At 68.9% G+C, this 15,721-nt stretch carries 14 protein-coding genes; 5 read left to right on the plus strand and 9 right to left on the minus strand.

Going from position 1 to position 15,721, the window contains the following annotated elements; translation table 11 throughout:
- Window positions 1-51: 51 nt before the first annotated feature.
- Window positions 52-1,656 (plus strand): bifunctional 3-(3-hydroxy-phenyl)propionate/3-hydroxycinnamic acid hydroxylase, encoded by a 1,605-nt coding sequence (locus tag QHF84_RS14615; protein ID WP_281313895.1) that lies wholly within the window; start codon window positions 52-54, stop codon window positions 1,654-1,656.
- Between the two features lies 1 nt (window position 1,657).
- Here QHF84_RS14615 and QHF84_RS14620 read toward each other — a convergent pair whose 3' ends face one another.
- From QHF84_RS14620 to icd, 3 genes are all read right to left on the minus strand, one after another.
- Complete coding sequence (locus tag QHF84_RS14620) at window positions 1,658-2,107, minus strand: SRPBCC family protein (RefSeq protein WP_281313896.1); 450 nt, start codon at window positions 2,105-2,107, stop codon at window positions 1,658-1,660.
- The gene (locus QHF84_RS14625) at window positions 2,104-2,418 is read right to left on the minus strand and encodes a metalloregulator ArsR/SmtB family transcription factor (RefSeq protein WP_281313897.1); all 315 of its coding nucleotides are present in this window, start codon (window positions 2,416-2,418) and stop codon (window positions 2,104-2,106) included. Before QHF84_RS14625 ends, QHF84_RS14620 begins: the two co-directional genes overlap by 4 nt.
- Window positions 2,419-2,530: 112 nt before the next feature.
- Window positions 2,531-3,925 (minus strand): NADP-dependent isocitrate dehydrogenase, encoded by a 1,395-nt coding sequence (icd, locus tag QHF84_RS14630; protein WP_281313898.1) that lies wholly within the window; start codon window positions 3,923-3,925, stop codon window positions 2,531-2,533.
- Window positions 3,926-4,029: 104 nt separating this feature from the next.
- Between icd and QHF84_RS14635 the strand changes: the two genes are divergently transcribed.
- Window positions 4,030-5,046: a SurA N-terminal domain-containing protein gene (locus QHF84_RS14635; protein ID WP_281313899.1), complete on the plus strand. Its 1,017-nt coding sequence runs from the start codon at window positions 4,030-4,032 to the stop codon at window positions 5,044-5,046.
- Between the two features lie 57 nt (window positions 5,047-5,103).
- Here the strand turns inward: QHF84_RS14635 and QHF84_RS14640 are convergent, their stop codons facing one another.
- The 3 genes from QHF84_RS14640 to QHF84_RS14650 all read right to left on the minus strand — a co-directional run bounded on the left by QHF84_RS14640 (window position 5,104) and on the right by QHF84_RS14650 (window position 8,723).
- Complete coding sequence (locus QHF84_RS14640; RefSeq protein ID WP_281313900.1) at window positions 5,104-6,234, minus strand: prohibitin family protein; 1,131 nt, start codon at window positions 6,232-6,234, stop codon at window positions 5,104-5,106.
- A 37-nt stretch (window positions 6,235-6,271) separates the two neighbouring features.
- Complete coding sequence (locus tag QHF84_RS14645; RefSeq protein WP_281313901.1) at window positions 6,272-7,771, minus strand: DUF2330 domain-containing protein; 1,500 nt, start codon at window positions 7,769-7,771, stop codon at window positions 6,272-6,274.
- 154 nt (window positions 7,772-7,925) lie between these two features.
- The gene (locus QHF84_RS14650) at window positions 7,926-8,723 is read right to left on the minus strand and encodes a hypothetical protein (protein WP_281313902.1); all 798 of its coding nucleotides are present in this window, start codon (window positions 8,721-8,723) and stop codon (window positions 7,926-7,928) included.
- A gap of 86 nt (window positions 8,724-8,809) precedes the next feature.
- Between QHF84_RS14650 and dusB the strand changes: the two genes are divergently transcribed.
- From dusB to QHF84_RS14665, 3 genes are all read left to right on the plus strand, one after another.
- Window positions 8,810-9,796: a tRNA dihydrouridine synthase DusB gene (gene dusB, locus QHF84_RS14655; protein WP_281313903.1), complete on the plus strand. Its 987-nt coding sequence runs from the start codon at window positions 8,810-8,812 to the stop codon at window positions 9,794-9,796.
- A gap of 204 nt (window positions 9,797-10,000) precedes the next feature.
- Window positions 10,001-10,429 (plus strand): response regulator, encoded by a 429-nt coding sequence (locus QHF84_RS14660; RefSeq protein WP_281313904.1) that lies wholly within the window; start codon window positions 10,001-10,003, stop codon window positions 10,427-10,429.
- Window positions 10,430-10,525: 96 nt separating this feature from the next.
- A complete protein-coding gene (locus QHF84_RS14665; protein WP_281313905.1) occupies window positions 10,526-12,583 on the plus strand; it encodes a S16 family serine protease in 2,058 nt (685 codons plus the stop codon).
- Window positions 12,584-12,760: 177 nt separating this feature from the next.
- Here the strand turns inward: QHF84_RS14665 and QHF84_RS14670 are convergent, their stop codons facing one another.
- From QHF84_RS14670 to trmFO, 3 genes are all read right to left on the minus strand, one after another.
- The gene (locus QHF84_RS14670) at window positions 12,761-13,228 is read right to left on the minus strand and encodes a hypothetical protein (protein WP_281313906.1); all 468 of its coding nucleotides are present in this window, start codon (window positions 13,226-13,228) and stop codon (window positions 12,761-12,763) included.
- A gap of 142 nt (window positions 13,229-13,370) precedes the next feature.
- Window positions 13,371-13,901: an Hsp20/alpha crystallin family protein gene (locus QHF84_RS14675; RefSeq protein ID WP_281313907.1), complete on the minus strand. Its 531-nt coding sequence runs from the start codon at window positions 13,899-13,901 to the stop codon at window positions 13,371-13,373.
- Between the two features lie 409 nt (window positions 13,902-14,310).
- Window positions 14,311-15,699 carry a methylenetetrahydrofolate--tRNA-(uracil(54)-C(5))-methyltransferase (FADH(2)-oxidizing) TrmFO gene (trmFO, locus tag QHF84_RS14680; protein ID WP_281313908.1) on the minus strand — a complete coding sequence of 463 codons (1,389 nt, stop codon included), beginning with the start codon at window positions 15,697-15,699 and terminating at the stop codon, window positions 14,311-14,313.
- Window positions 15,700-15,721 lie beyond the last annotated feature (22 nt).

Below are 15,721 nucleotides of genomic sequence, written 5' to 3' on the forward strand. Positions count from 1 at the left end.
CGGGAAGCTCTCTCCGGTTGCCGCGCCTTCCGGTGACCGCGATACTCGGGCATGCTCGAAGACGTCGACGTCGCGATCGTGGGGGCGGGCCCCGTGGGCACGCTGATGGCCAATTTGCTCGGCAGGTACGGGCTCCGCGTGGCCGTGCTCGAACGCGAGACCACGCCCCACGGCACCCCGCGCGCATTCTCCTGCGACGACGAGGCGATGCGTGTCTATCAGCAGGCCGGGCTCGATCGCGAGCTCGCGCAGACGATGTACGCCTGCCCGGAGGCCGAGTTCACCGACGGAAGCGGGCGCGCCTTCGCGAAGCTCGTCTTCCGCGGGCTCGATTTCGGCAATGGTTTTCCGGCGCTGAACTTCTTTGACCAGCCCACGCTGGAGGCCATTTTACGGCGCGGGCTCGCGCGATTCGCGAACGTGTCTTCGTATCTCGGGCACGAGGTCCTCGCGATCGACGAGGACGCGGAGCGGACGCGGCTCCGGGTGCGGGCTCCGAGCGGAGAAAGCCACGAAGTGCGGGCGCGTTACGTGCTCGGATGCGACGGGCGCAAGAGCACGGTTCGCAAGCTCTCGGGCATCCCTTACGAGGGCCGAAGGTACGAGGAGCCGTGGATCGCCATTTCCGGCGTGATGGACGAGATCCCGGACACGATGCCGCTCGCGCGTTTCGTCTGCGACCCGGCGCGGCCAGGCTTCGTGGCGCGCGGGACGGAGAACCAGTGCCGCCTGGAATTCATGCTGCAGGCGGGCGAGACGCGCGAATCCATCGAAAAGCCCGAGTCGGTCGCGCGGCTGATCGCGCCGTACGTGGATCCCGCGAAGATCAGAATTCAGCGAGCGAGCGTGTACACGTTCGAGGCGAAGACAGCGGCGCAATGGCGCAAAGGCCGGGTTTTCCTCCTGGGAGACGCGGCGCACACGATGCCGCCGTTCATGGGGCAAGGGCTCGTGTCGGGGCTCCGGGACGCGGCGAACCTCGCGTGGAAGCTCGCGCTTTGCGCCTCGGGGCGCGCGAGCGAGCGGCTGCTCGATACGTACGAACAGGAGCGGCGGCCGCACCTGCTCGCGATGACCGAAATCAGCATCCGGCTCGGGCACGTCTTTCTGGTGCGCGACGCGCGCGCGGCGGCGGTGCGAGACGCCGTGTTTCGCGGGCTCGATCGGGTCGGACGGGTGCGCCGATTCATCCGGAACATGGAGTTCAAGCCGAAGCCCGTGTGCGACGAGGGAATGATGCGAGGCGGGCGGCGCCGGCGCGGGCGGTTCGACGGCGCCCCGGGCGTGGCCCCGCGTTACCCGGAAGGGACGTATTTCCCGCAGCCGTTCGTGCGTGACGCCGCGGGCGCGCGTATCCGGCTCGACGACGCGCTCGGGATGGGATTCGCCGTGCTCGGTTTCGGAATGGATCCACGCGAGGTGGTCCGAGACGAACCTTTCTGGGAGAGGCTCGGGGCGCGGTTTTTCCGGGTCCTTCCCGCGGGGAGCGAGGGCCACGAAGGCGCGCTCGTCGACGAGGACGGCGCGCTCGAACGATGGTTTGTCCGGTACGAGGCCGCGCTCGCGATCGTGCGGCCCGATCGTCATGTTTTCGGAGGGTTTTCCCGCGCGGACGCGGCGCAGGCCGAGCGCGAGCTGCACCGGGCCCTCGCCTGATTCAGCCGCCCCAGCGGCGCGTCGTCATGGGCATGGGTTGCCCGGTCTCGAGCAGCGTCTTCAGGCTCGAAAGAATGGCCGGCCAGCCCGCGGTCAGGCGCCCGTATTGCTCCGAATCGGTGTCGAGGCCGGCGTGCGTGACGGTGAGCCGCACGGCGCCGAAGACCTCCTGGATCTCGAAGGTGACGACCGAGGCTTTCGTCGGTGGATTGAATCCTCCCCACGTGACGACGAGGCGCCGCGGCGGATCGGATTCGAGGACCGCGCCGGCGACCTTCACCGTCCCGTCGTCGTAATCCTGGTGCGACCATTCCGAGCCGACCTTCCAGTCCGAGACGTTCTTGCTCCGGCCCCAGTAGAGCTTCGTCGCTTCGCCGTCGATCAGCGCATTCCAGACCCTCTCGGGCGTCGTCTGGATGTACGTCACGTACACGAACTCGGGCTTGCTCATGAATCCTCCAGCTTCGTCTTGAGGTCGTGCAGCGCGCGCAGGCGCTGCTGCTCGAATTTGCCGATCCAGCGCTCGTAGATCTCGTGCAGGGGCACGGGATTCAGGTAATGGAGCTTCTCCCGCCCGCGCCAGACGACCGTGACGAGGTTCGCCTCTTCGAGGACGAGCAAATGCTTCGTCACCGCCTGGCGCGTCATGTCGAGGTGCTCGCAGAGCTCCCCGAGCGTGCGCCCATTCTCCGCGTGCAAAAGGTCCAGAAGCCGGCGACGGCTCTTGTCGGCGAGCGCCTTGAAGACCCGGTCCATGCTCATGGCGTGGAGAGAATATGCAACCGTTTGGTTGCATGTCAAGGAAGACGAACGGCCGCAGGGGGTTGTCCTGCGGCCGTCCGGCGCGCCTTCGATGCGAGGCGCCTACGTGCTCTCAGCCCATGTGCGCGATGATCGCGTCACCGAACTCGGAGCACTTCACTTCCTTCGCGCCCTCCATGAGGCGAGCGAAGTCGTAGGTCACGGTCTTCGCGCCGATCGCGCCGTCCATGCCCTTGTTGATGAGCTCCGCGGCCTCGACCCAGCCCATGTGCCGCAGCATCATCTCGCCCGAGAGGATGACCGAGCCCGGGTTCACCTTGTCGAGGTTCGCGTACTTCGGCGCCGTGCCGTGCGTGGCCTCGAAGACCGCGTGGCCCGTCACGTAGTTGATGTTGCCGCCCGGCGCGATGCCGATGCCGCCGATCTGCGCCGCGAGCGCGTCCGACAGGTAATCGCCGTTGAGGTTCAACGTCGCGATCACGTCGAAATCACGCGGCCGCGTCAGCACCTGCTGCAGCGTGATGTCCGCGATCGAATCCTTGACGCGGAGCATCTTCTTCCACTTGCCGTTGCCGTGCGTGTCCCAGAGCTTGAGCGCCTCCTCGACCTCGGCGCGGAACTCGGCCTGCATGTCCGCCGGCGCCATGTCGTAGCCGGGCTCGATCTCCTTGGCGTTCTGCTCGACCGTGAGCTCCGGGTTCTTCTCCTTGTTCCCGAGGATCCACGTCTCGCGCTCGGTCACCACCTTGTCGCGGAAGTCGTGCTGCGCGAGGGCATAACCCCACGCCTTGAACGCGCCTTCCGTGAACTTCATGATGTTGCCCTTGTGCACGAACGTGACGCTCTTCCGGTTGTACCGGAGCGCGTACTCGATCGCCGCACGCACGAGGCGCTCGGTGCCCTCGCGGCTCACCGGCTTGATGCCGATGCCGCTCGTCCCCGGGAAGCGGATCTTCTTCACCCCCATTTCCTTCTGGAGGAAGTCGATCACCTTCTTCGCCTCGGGGCTCTCGGCCTCCCACTCGATGCCGGCGTAGATGTCCTCCGTGTTCTCGCGGAAGATCACCATGTCGACCGCGCCCGGATCCTTCACCGGCGAAGGAACGCCCTTGTACCAGCGCACCGGGCGCAGGCAGACGTAAAGGTCGAGCATCTGCCGCAGGGCCACGTTCAACGAACGGATGCCCTTGCCGATCGGGGTCGTCAGCGGGCCCTTGATGCCCACGAGGTACTGGCGATACGCCTCCACCGTGCCCTGGGGGAGCCACTCGCCGAACGTGTTGAACGCCTTCTCGCCCGCGTACACCTCGTACCAGGCGATCTTCCTCTTGCCGCCGTACGCCTTCTCCACGGCCGCATCGAGCACGCGCTGGCTCGCCCGCCAGATGTCGGGGCCGGTGCCATCGCCTTCGATGAACGGGATGATGGGTTGGTCCGGCACCTGGAGCTGGCCGGACGCGGACATCGTGATCGCTTCGCCCGCAGTGGGCTTCGGGAACTCGCGCATGGCGGCGCAATAAACCAGGGCGACGGCTGCCGCAACGGGGACGGACGCTCTCGGGTGATTCGCCCGCGGACCCGCGGCCGCTCTTGTGCTACGTCGTGCCCAGCATGCGCTCTCGTCAAAGGCTCGTCGCTCTTGGTCTCGTGCTCGCCGCCGCCCTCGCCCAGCAGCCGGCCGAAGCCATCGTGGTCGAGCGAATCGTCGCGGTCGTCGGCGACGACCCGATCCTGCTCTCCGATCTCCGCGCCCGCGCCAAGCCCTTCCTCCTGCAGGTCCAGCAGCGCGTGCGCCCCGGCGCCGAGCAAGCGGCCGCGGAATCGCAGGTCTTCAAGGACACGCTCGAGGTGATGATCGATCAGAGGCTCGAAGCGCAGGCCGCCGAGCGCGCGGGGATCACGGTCACGCCCGACGAGGTCGAGAACGCCTTCCGCAACATCGCGAGCGCCCAGGGCATCACGTCGGCCGAGCTCTTCCGCGAGGCGAAGGCGCGCTCGGGCCTGACGGAGCAGGAATACCGCGACGAGATCCGGCGGCAGATCCTCGAAGGCAAGATGCTGCAGCTCCGCGTGAAGGGGCGCGTGCGCATCACCGAGGACGACGTGAAGGCGATGTACGAGCGCACGCTGCGCGAGGAGCGCAAGCGCCGCGACTACCGCGCGTCGTGGATCGTGCTGCAGGTCATGCCGGGATCGAGCCCGGAGGCGATCGCCGAGCGGAAGAAGCTCGCGGCCGAGCTCGTTTCGCGGGCCCGGGCCGGCGAGGACTTCGCGGCGCTCGCGCGCGCCTACTCGGACGAGGCGAACACGCGCGACACGGGCGGCGATCTCGGGATCCGCGCCCCGGCGGGCTCGCCGCAGGCCCAGCAGGGCCAGCGCCCGGCGCTCGCGCCCGTGTTCGAGAACGCGGTGCTGCCGCTCGAACCCGGTCAGGTGAGCGACGTGGTCGAGATGGAGAAGGGCCTCGTGATCATGAAGCTCGTCTCGCGCCAGCCCTCCCGATACACGACGTACGAGGCGGCGAAGGGCGAGATGGTGCAGCGCCTGCAGACGGAGATCCTCGAGAAGGCCAAGCGCAAGTGGCTCGACGAGCTGAAGAAGCGCACGCATCTCGACGTGCGTTTGTAGTTCGACTCCCTCACCCCCAACCCCCTCTCCCTGGCGGGAGAGGGGGCAAGAAGCCGATCAGGGCTTCGGTTGCTCGGCCGGCGGCGCTGACGACGACGGCGCTGACGACGGCGCCTTCGCGGCGTCGGCCTTCTCGGCCTGCTCGGCCTTCGCGCGCTCGGCGTCCTTGCGCTCCATCTCTTCTTCCTGACCGAGCAGCTCGAGCAGCTTCTTCTCGTCGTCGTCGCCGCCCTTGCCGAGCTTCGACGCGTCGAACGTGAGCATCGGCATCGCGCCGCCGCCGTTCATCACGGGCAGCCTGCCGTTCCAGCGCTCGAGCGCGCGGTATTGCAACACCGACGGCGTCATCGAGTACTTGAGGATCAGGTTCGACCTCGCCTCGGCCTTGGCCGTGATGAGCTTCGCGTCCGCCTCGCCCTGCGCCCGCGCACGCGCCGCCTTGGCTTGGCCCTCGGCCTGCGTGATCGCCTGCTCCGCCTCCGCGCGCACCTGACGCACCCGGTTCTCGGCCTGGATCGCCTGCTGCGTCGCCTCCATGGCCCGGTTGATCGCGTTCGCCACGTTCTCCGGCAATCGCAGCGCGCCGTTGATCGTGAGCTGATCGATCACGAACCCGTCCGGACCGAGCTGCTCCTGCATGCGCTTCGCGACGTTCTCCACGAGCTTGCCTTTGCCCGCGCCGTAGATCTCCTGCACCGGCATCTGCGAGGCCTGCATGTTGAAGCTCTCGCGCATCGCGTTGCGCACGTAGCCGTTCGCGAGGTCCATCAGGTCCGACTTGCGGAACCGCCCGTAAAGCTTGGGCGCGAGCGTGGGCTCGATGTGGAACGAGAGCCCGACGTCCGCGTTGATGTTCACGCCCTCCTGCGAGGAGAACGTGATCGAGCTGTCGCGCGCGTTGCCCTCGTGCGGATCCTTCGTCCAGACGATGTTCTGCACGCTGGTCGGGAACAGGATGATCTGCTCGGTGAGCGGGTTGAAGAACACCCAGCCCTGCACCGTGGGGCTCTTGTCGACGCCGCGCTCGTCGCCCGCGAGCTTGACCTTGATGCCGACGTGCCCCGCGTCGACACGCGTGACGCACGACGAGAGGGCGATCGCGAGGATCACGAGCCCGACGGCCGCGATCGCGATGCGTTTGACGAGGTTTATCGGGGGTGGGGACGAGAAGGGGCGGACGGTTGCCATGGCGCTCTCGCGCCTAGCATATCGAAAAGAGAGGCGCTCAGGCCCTCGTGACGCCGAGCCGCCGGCGCGCCGCCGCGGCGATCGCGGCGAGCGCCATGCCGAACGCGACGACGAGCGGGCCACGACCGTCGCCGCCGGTCTTCTTGCCGCCGCCCGGGACCGGAGCGGCCGAGCCGTCGCCGCAGAACACGTCGACGTTCGTGCCGATGCGAGCCTGCTGCATGTTGTCCACGGTCTCTTGCGAGGCCGCGGGCTGGAGCACGAGATCGTTCGCGAGCGCCGCGCGCGGCAGGTTCGCTTCGAGCCGCGTGAGCCAAACGTCCTTCGGATGCAGGCCGTTCAGCGCGACGGCGAGGTCGTCGAGCGCGCCGCAGGCCAGCGTGCGCGCGTCGATCTCGCCCGGCGCGACCCCGCCGCAGGACGGATCGTCGAGCGGCACGCCCGCGGGGCACGGGTTCGAGACCATGAGGCTGCTCTTGCCGACGCTCGCGAAGGACTCCGAGCACGAGCCGTCCGTCGCCTCGCCGTTCGCGAGACCTTGCTGCACGTACGCCGCCGCGATCGAGTCGGCGAAGCTCCCGTTGCCCGCGGTCGTGTACGTGCGGAAGCCCTGGAAGCTGAAGAGGCCGGGGAGCTGCGCGAGCAGGCCGCCCTCGAACGCGAACGCCGTGAGCCACGACGCACCGCCGTTCTGTGCGAGCACCTTCGTGCGGAGCTCGCCGTAGTTCGACGCCTGCGTCTTGAAGTCCCACGAGAGCAGGTCGACGGGCGTGACGACGTTGCCGAAGTTCTTCGCCTCCCAGCGGCCCTCGGTGATCATGAAGAGCGTGATCGCGACGTTCGCGCCGCTGCCGATCGCCACCATGCGCAAGGGCAGCGTGGGGCTCGCGCCCGGCTGCACGATACGCACGGGCGTCATCGCCTTCACGTCCTTGCCCGGCAGGAGCTTGATCGCGATGAAGTCGAACTTCTCCGCGACGTAGGCGTCGATCACCGGCTGCGTCGAGGGATCGATGTCGTAACCCGCGCCCTCGAGCCAGGTGTTCAGCGCGCCAGGCGTGTCCGTGCTCAGCGTGACGGTCTGATACGGGCCCACGGTGCCGCGGTGCACGACCGTGACGCTCGGTCCGCCTCCGCCGTTGCTGCCATCCTCCGAGGCCGAGAACGAGCGTCCCGCGAGCGCATCGCCGCAGCCGAAGCTGCTGCTCCCGTTGCCGCAGTCGACGGGCGCCTGGAAGATCTGCGTGGTCGTCGCGGCGTCGAGCGTGTCGAACCAGGCGTCGGTGGAGACTTCGATCACCGCGCCCGGCTTGACCGGCAAGACCCACGCGAAGCTCTCGGGATCGCCGTCGTACTGGATCTGATCCCAGAGCACGGTCTGCTTCGGCGAGATCGAGAGCGCCATGCGGTGCGCCGAGACGACCGTGCTCTGGCTCGGCGGCACGAAGCACCCCCCACACGCCGCGGCTTCGTTGGTGGAAGTAAGAAAAGCAAGAAGCGTGGCCGCGAGGGCCGGGACAACGAAGCCGAAGCGCATGGGGAAGATCTCCTCTCGGGCAGGAGCCTTAAGAAAAGCAAGCCAAGGTGCGGGCGGGTTCAGCAAAAGCGATGCCGACCGAATTGCAGCGATTTGCGGGGAATACGCTGCGCCAGAGTGAGCCACGCAGGACGATGGCGCCGCGGGGTTGGCTTCAGCGGGCGGGCGGGGCCACGTCGATGCGGCAGGAGACGGGGAGCGCGAGGCCGACCTGCTCGAGGGAGATGGGCGTCTGCGTGATGGCATTCGGCGGCTCGCACGAGACGAGGTGGAGCGGCGCGGTCTGCGACTCGGCGACACGGGCGAAGGCGCGCGCGCGCTCGACCCAGCGCTTGACGAGCTCGGGCCGGAACGACTCGGGGTCGCGGAGCTTGAGCTCGGGCGAGCCGAAGGCGGCCTCGATCTCGGGGGCGCCAACGCCTGTCGAAGGCACGAGCGCGTCACGCTTCTTCGAGGCCTCGACGAGCCCCGCGACGATCTTCGCGCGCGCCCAGTAACCCGCCTCCGCGGCGAGCGGGACCTCGACGGCGCCGTCCACGGTCACGATGAAGCGCGCCGGCGGAGGGTTGTCGTCCTTCGACTTCGAGTAATCAGGGGCCATCGTGGTGTTCGCGCCGAGCATGGCGATCGTGGCCGTGCCTCCCGTGGTCGCCCCGAAGCGCTCTTTGAGGGCGAGCGTGGCCTTCTCCAGGAGATCGAGCCCAGCTTTCGGCTCGGCGAGCTCGACGCGCAGGACGAAAGGAACACACGCGAGGTCCGGTCGCACGACGAGGCTGCCACGCGCGTCGCCATGGCTCGGGATCGAGGGGCCGCTCGGCGCGGAGAACGAGGAAGCGCTCCCGTACGAGGCGCTCGAGAGGAGCGAGGGCGCGCTCGGCTCGGGGACGGCGGTGGAGCCGCAGCCGGTGGCAAGGAGACCGAGCAGAAGCGGGAAGGGGTGGAGTTTCTCCATGGGGCGGTGAGTCTACCCGCAATCACGCCCGGATCGCTGGCGCGTCCGTCTGCCGCATGCTCTAACCTCCCCCTTCGAGAAACCCCGTGTCGCCCGATCGAACGCTTTTCCAGAAGCTCTTCTCGTCCCGGCCCGTGATCCTCGCGCCGATGGAGGACGTCTCCGACGCCGTCTTCCGCAAGCTCTGCCGCGAGCTCGGCGCCGAGCTCTGCGTGACGGAGTTCGTCAACGTCGAGGGCCTCTTGCGCGGCTGCCGCAACGCGCGCCGCAAGATCACGCTCGGCGCCGACGATCAGCCGACCGCCATCCAGATCTACGGCTCGGATCCGGATCGCCTCGCCGAGGCCGCCGAGATCGCCGCGGCGGCGGGCCCATCGTTCGTCGACATCAACTGCGGCTGCTGGGTGCCGAAGATCGCGGGCCGCGGCGCGGGCGCGGGCTGGCTCAGGAACCCGACGGCGATGGTGGAGATGGCCGCGATGGTCGTGCGCCGCGTGTCCATGCCGGTGACGGTGAAGACGCGGATCGGCTGGGGCCCGGAGTCGGAGATGCCGATCGTGGAGCTCGCGAAGCGGCTGGAAGGCGCGGGCGTGTCGGCGTTGACCATTCATTGCCGGACGGCGCAGATGGGCCATTCGGGCGCGGCGGACTGGACCTGGGCGGCGCGCGCGAAGAGCGTGGTCGGCATTCCGGTGATCGTGAACGGCGACATCAAGAGCGCAGAGGACGCGCAGCGCGCGCTCGCGGAGACGGGCTGCGAGGGCGTGATGGTGGGCCGGCGGGCGATCGAGCACCCGTGGATCTTCCGCGAGGCGAAGGCGCTGCTCGAAGAGGGTCGGCTCATCGATCCGCCGACGCCCGAGGAGCGGATCGCGCTCTGCAAGAAGCACCTCGTGATGAACACGGAGGCGCGCGGCGAGCCGCACGGGGTGCACGTGACCCGAAGGCACCTCGCGGGGTATCTGCACGGGCTGCCGGGCGCGGCGGCCCTTCGGCGCGCGTTGAATGCGTGCGATTCGCTGGAAGGCTGCCTCGCGATTCTGGACGAGGCGCTCTCGCGGCGGGCGGCATAAGACGCGTTTTCGCGCCGCATTCGCCCGCGCTGCAATCTCACGCGTTCGGGCTCGCCCCGACCCCCCTTGACCGCGCCCCCCGATGGCAAGGCTGCCCGGTGCGTGGCGTACTCGGCATTCGGCAAGCTCGCAGGGGGGGCCATGCGTTCTGCTTCTGGTATCCGACCGGGACTTTCAAAGAACCGCGAAGGCTCGACGAAAGACGTGCGGCGCATCCTCGTCGCCGACGACGACGCGACCCGCAGGCGCCTCATCGGCGCTCTCCTCGTCGAGAAATATGCGCCCGCGGTCGCACTCGAAGCCTCCTGCGTCCCCACCGCACTCGAAGCTTTGCTCGTGCGGCACCCCGATCTCGTCGTCGCGGATCTGGGTTTGTCGGGGCATTCGCAAGGAGGCTTTCGCCTGATCCTCGACGCGGCGTCGCTCGGCGTGCCCGCCGTGGTCACGAGCGGGCCCATTTCGCGAACCCTCGAGGATCGGCTCACCCAGCTCGGCGTGGGGTGGGTGCCCAAGGGTTCGTCGGAGCAAACCTTGCTGGCCGCGATCGACCACGCCCTCGAAAAGCCGCGCGTCGCGGAGCGCGGAAACGAGCCCCGGAAGGTGCCCTCGGGGCCCAGGATGCATACGGCGTGATCGGCGCGTCCATGACGAGCCACGAGCGCTGAAAGCGGGATGTCGCGGGACAAACACCAGGCAGCCGGTCCCCCTTCGGAGCCCGGCGAGGCAGGAGTGCTCGACGCCGCCCTGGCCTCCGAAGGCCTCGACGACGAGCTCTTGCGCCAGCTCGGCCACCTGCTCGAAATGGAGCTCGTGGATCCGCCGCGGCGCGCGCGCAAAGAGCCGCTCCGGCGGCGCGCCGAGGCGCACATCGTGGTCGCGCGTCTATCGTTCGAGGCGCGGCTCTGGGATCGCGCCGAGGTGGAGGCGCACGCGGCGCTCGCGCTCGCGCCCGACGACGAGGCGGCGCTGGGGCTGCTCGCGGCGCTCCACCACGCGCGCGGCGAGCTCGGCGCGGCGATCACGCTGCACACCGAAATGGCCGCCCGCGCGGGCGGCGAGCCTTCGGCGCTGGCGACGCTCGGGCGGCTCTTCGAGGCGAGCTTGCGCGAGGAGTCACCATCGGCCCGGGGGCCACACGTCACGCCCGAGGCGGGCGCGACGACGGGTTTGTCCGAACTCGAGCACGCGTTTCGCGTGGCGTTCGGGGGCAATTTGCAGGGGGCGCTGCGCATCGTGGATCGGGTCGCGGCGCGGGCGCGCACCGAGGCGCGCAGCGTGTACAAGCTCGCGATGCTGGAGCGCGCTTTTTTGCTGGAGCAGGCGCAGGACGTGCGGGGCGCGATCACCACGCTGGAGCGCCTCGCCGACGAGCCGGGGCTCGCGAGCGACGTGGAGCGATTGCTTTGCCTGTCACTCCTCTACGAACGCGAAGGGACGCCCGAGCGTATCCGCCGCGCGCTCCGGGCCGTGCGTTATGCTTACCTCGTCACGCGGCGCCCGTCGCTCCTCCGGCGCATCGCCCGGCTCGTGGGCAAACTCGGGCACGCGCGCCTCGCGGAGCTGTTCGAGGCGCGTTATCTGGAAGTATTTCGCCGCCGCATGCACGTGCTCTCGCTGCGGGAGGCAGCGCGCGCTCTGCCGACGGCTTACGTACCGCCGGAAGGTTTGTCCGTCTTGCCCTTTGGACATCGCGCCGTCCAGCACCTCTTCGATCGAATCCGGGATCGAAAGCGCCCCGAGCACCGCAGGCGCGCCGCCGCGCTCTCGCTCTGGGCCGGCGAACCGGCGCGCGCCGAGGCGATGTACGCGGAGCTCGATCGAGAAGGACGAACCACGGCCGTCGATCTGCTTTATCATGCGGATGCGCTGGAAGCGCTCGGGGAGCGCGAGCGCGCGCGTTTGGCGCGGCGGCGCGGGGTCGCGGGGCTCGAACGGCCGGACGCCGCGGCGCTGACGCGGCTGCTCGGGCACGAGGACGCGAATATGGAGGATGCTCGTGAGACGCTCGGATCGCCGGAGCGGCTCGCGGAGGCGGCCTCCGTGCTCCGGGCGCGGCGAAAAGCACATCCGGAGGATCGCGCGGCCGTGCTCGCGCTCGCGCGCGTGGCCGAGGCGAAAGGCGAGCTCGAGGCGAAAATGCGATACGAGGCCCACGCGCTCGCCCTCGCAAACGCCGTGCACACGCCGCGACCGTACGTGCTCGCCGCCGCTGCATTGCGACGCGGCGGCGAAGTGCGCGGCGTGATTCACGAGCTCTGGGTCGACAGCCGTCGCACGAAACGGGGTCGCGGCGGCCTCGACGAAAAAGACGTCCTCGGCTCGGTCGCGCCGGACCTCCGCGCCCGCGCGGTCTCCATCTTCCAGGCCGTGCGCGCCTTCGTCCGGGCCCGTTATCCCCACCGCGTCGATCCCGAGCTCGACGATCGCCGATTTCTCCTCCGTTTCACGAAAGACGACGAGCCCTCGTCCGGCGACAGCGCCGGCCTGCCGATCGCCGTCGCCTTCGCGAGCGTGATGCTCGGATTCTCCGCGCCGGCCGACGTCGCATTCTCCGGCGCGGTGATCTGCGACGCGCACGACGTCCTGTCGCTCGGCCGCATCGGCGACGTCGACGCGAAGATCGAGGGTGCCTACGAGCGTCGCCTGTCGCGGATCGTGCTCCCGGCGCAAAACCGGGACGACGTGACGCACGCCGAGCGGGTGCCGCGCAAGATCGCCGAGCACATGGTCGTCTTCGCGCGGACGCTCGACGAGGTCCTCGAGACGATTTTCCCCGAGCTGGTTTGAATCCATTCCGAGCCGCGGCGTGCAGCCAAGGCCATGACCCGGCCCGCAACGGCGAAAACAAAAAAGGCCTCGGCCGCCGTCACGCGAAAGGCGACGGCGGCCTGGGCTCAATGGCGCGTGGAGACGCGCCGGGAGACCGGCCGAGGAGGGCCCGTCTCCCGTCTCAATGGCATTCGATCAGAAGCCGAAGGAGCGGCACATCGCTTCGTACTGCTGACGAGCGATCTCCCTCTGACGCACGATCTCGGCCGCGAGGGGGTTCCAGCCCGTCCACGGCGTGCCCGTTGTGTGGCTCAGCCCGCTGCGCTGGGCGAAGAACGGGTCGATGCTGGTCGGCAGGCCGCCCACGTGCTGCGGGCCGGTCCACGTCGGGACCGACTGCATCGCGTAGTTGTACGGATACACGCCGTACGGCGTGTGGCCGAGGCCGACCGTGTAATCCACGGTCCGGGGATCCATGCCCTGCACCGGCACGCCGAACCCGAAGGGCGTCGTGGCGAACGGGGTATGGGAGAGGCCGGCCATCTCGCGGTTGAAGTCGCGATTCAGGCTGATCCGCTGCGTGCGCGCCAGCACCTCGCACGTCTGGGCGAGATAATCGTTGAGGATGCGGAGGTTGTTGATCTCGTAGGTCTTGGGATCCATGGTCGTACCCCCCTTGAATCAGGGCTCGTGCACAAGCTCCGCCCCGGGGCCCTATGCCCCGGCGCGGCACTACCTTTCCAGCGCTCTGCGCCAGAAATTCTTGCCGGGTGCGCGATGCGCGAATGCGCCGCACCCCAAAGCTTCATTTCACGTCGATCGGGACCTCGGTCACGTCGTTCCCATGGCCGTCCGTGGGAATCACGATCGTGAGGACGCCTTCCCGCAGCGTCGCCTCGATCCCATCGCGCCGCGCCCGCGGCGGCAGCGCGATCGTCCGGAGCATCGGCCCCTTGCGCCGCTCCTCGAGCCGCATCATGCCCGCCGCGGACCGCACTACGCCGCGCTCGCCGCGAATCGTGAGCGCGTCGCCCGTGATCGACACGGCGAGCTGTTCGCGCGTCACGCCGGGGACATCCACCATCACGCGCACCTCGCGCTCGAGCTCGACGACGTCGACCGGAGGCGCGAATGCCGGCTCACCCTTGCCGCGCGGCTCCGCCGAGGCGCGCGCCTTCTGCTCGAGGAGCGCCTTGAACTGCCGATAATTGTTCTCGGCCTGCGCCGCGGGATCCACCTCCGGCGGAAGCTCGTAACGTCCCGGCTTGATGGCACGCCCGGTGAGCGATTGATACACGCCCGCGACCTCGGCGATCGCCTGCTCCACGTTCAACATTGAAGTCCCCTCCGAGAAGAAGCCGCGATGGCCGTCCGGGGCGAGAAAACGCCTGCCGAGACGCACCCGAAGTGCGCAGAAACGCGCCACCTGCGCATTTCCGATTCGCCGCGACCGCGACGAGAAACGACACTACGCGGGTCGACGCCGCCTGTCTGTCGGTTGTGCCAGTGTTATCGATTCAGGAGGTTCCGGATCACCGGACGTAGAATGCCAGAGCCCCGACGGCATTTCCCGGATGAACCCGCCATTCCACGAAAATCCCTCGGTTTTTCGTCTAAGGGGTCGAACGGTGGTTCGCCCTCGTTGAATGGCGCGAATATGCCCAGCCGAAACGACGATACGCCCGGACGATACACGCGTACGCCCACGCGAAATGCGCGTATGCCCAGGCGTGATCGGGGCGCGATCAGAGCGCTGCGTTTTTCCAGGGCTCGAGATCGACGAGCGCGCGCTCGGCCATCGCCTCGTAACGCGCGCGCTTCGTGAGCTTCGACTTCGTGCCTTCGAGCGGCGGCATGTGCGCCCACGTGATGTTCGAGGGCTGATACGAGGGTTGTTCGCGGCCGAGGTGCGTGACGATGCCGCCGAGCGCCGTCGTCTTCGGCGGCGGCAAGAGCGGTTTGCCCGCGAGCCTCTGCGCGAGGAGCACCGCGCAGACGAAGCCCGCCGCCGCGCTCTCCACGTAGCCCTCGACGCCCGCGACCTGCCCCGCGAGGAAGACGCCCGGCATCGCGCGCATCTCCATGCCCGGACCGAGCACGCGCGGTGCGTCGACGAACGTGTTGCGATGCACCGAGCCGAACCGCAGAAACTCCACCTCTTCGAGCCCCGGCACCATGCGGAAGACGCGGAGCTGCTCGGGGTACTTCATGCGCGTCTGAAAGCCGACCATGTTGTACGCCGTCGCGGCCGCGTCCTCGGGCCGGAGCTGGATCACGGCGTACGGCCGCCTTCCCGTGCGCGGATCGACGAGCCCGACGGGCTTCATCGGCCCGTACGCGAGCGTGCGCTCGCCGCGCTCGGCCATGACCTCGCAAGGCAAGCAGCCCTCGAAGTAACGCACGTCCTCGAACTCGCGCGGCGCGACCTTCTCCGCCGCGACGAGCGCCGCGACGAACGCGCGATACGTCTCCTCGTCGAACGGGCAGTTGACGTACGCCTCGTCGCCGCTCTCTTCGGCGTCCTCGGCCATCATCTTGCGGCCGGGCTCCTGGGCGCGCTCGGCCGTGCCCTTGCCCCAGCGCGACTGCTTCCAGACCTTCGACCAGTTGATCGACTCGGCGCTCAGGATCGGCGCGATCGCGTCGTAGTACGCGAGGTGCTTCGTGCCGACGGCCTCGGCGATCGCAGAGGCGAGCGCGTCCGCCGTGAGCGGGCCGGTCGCGAGGATGACGGGGCGATCTTTCGGGATCTCGGTGACCTCGCCGGTCTCGACCGTGATGCGCGGATGCTCGCGCATGGTCTTCGTCATCTCGGCGCCGAAGAGCTCGCGATCCACAGCGAGCGCGCCGCCCGCGGGCACGGCCGTGCGATCGGCGACGCGCATGAGGAGCGAGCCGACACGCCGCAGCTCCTCCTTCAGCAAGCCGACGGCGTTCGCGAGCGCCGCGCCGCGCAGCGAGTTCGAACAGACGAGCTCGGCGAAGAAATCGCTCGTCTGCGCGGGTGTGCGGCGCGCGGGCTTCATCTCGAGCAGGCGCACGTGATGGCCACGCTCGGCGAGCTGGAAGGCGGCCTCGCAGCCGGCAAGGCCGGCGCCGACGATGGTGACGTCGTGGGAGCGAGCTTCGGTCATGGTGTCGGGGAAGGAGCGGCGC

It is taken from the genome of Polyangium sp. y55x31, from assembly GCF_029946505.1.
Classification (GTDB): Bacteria; Myxococcota_A; Polyangia; order Polyangiales; family Polyangiaceae; genus Polyangium.

Bases quoted from the DNA above. Each gene is read 5' to 3' on its own strand.
- trmFO (WP_281313908.1), bottom strand. From the start codon at position 15,699: ATGACCGAAGCTCGCTCCCACGACGTCACCATCGTCGGCGCCGGCCTT.
- QHF84_RS14620 (WP_281313896.1), bottom strand. From the start codon at position 2,107: ATGAGCAAGCCCGAGTTCGTGTACGTGACGTACATCCAGACGACGCCC.
- QHF84_RS14625 (WP_281313897.1), bottom strand. From the start codon at position 2,418: ATGAGCATGGACCGGGTCTTCAAGGCGCTCGCCGACAAGAGCCGTCGC.
- QHF84_RS14650 (WP_281313902.1), bottom strand. From the start codon at position 8,723: ATGGAGAAACTCCACCCCTTCCCGCTTCTGCTCGGTCTCCTTGCCACC.
- QHF84_RS14640 (WP_281313900.1), bottom strand. From the start codon at position 6,234: ATGGCAACCGTCCGCCCCTTCTCGTCCCCACCCCCGATAAACCTCGTC.
- QHF84_RS14615 (WP_281313895.1), top strand. From the start codon at position 52: ATGCTCGAAGACGTCGACGTCGCGATCGTGGGGGCGGGCCCCGTGGGC.
- QHF84_RS14675 (WP_281313907.1), bottom strand. From the start codon at position 13,901: ATGTTGAACGTGGAGCAGGCGATCGCCGAGGTCGCGGGCGTGTATCAA.
- icd (WP_281313898.1), bottom strand. From the start codon at position 3,925: ATGCGCGAGTTCCCGAAGCCCACTGCGGGCGAAGCGATCACGATGTCC.
- QHF84_RS14645 (WP_281313901.1), bottom strand. From the start codon at position 7,771: ATGCGCTTCGGCTTCGTTGTCCCGGCCCTCGCGGCCACGCTTCTTGCT.
- QHF84_RS14670 (WP_281313906.1), bottom strand. From the start codon at position 13,228: ATGGATCCCAAGACCTACGAGATCAACAACCTCCGCATCCTCAACGAT.
- QHF84_RS14635 (WP_281313899.1), top strand. From the start codon at position 4,030: ATGCGCTCTCGTCAAAGGCTCGTCGCTCTTGGTCTCGTGCTCGCCGCC.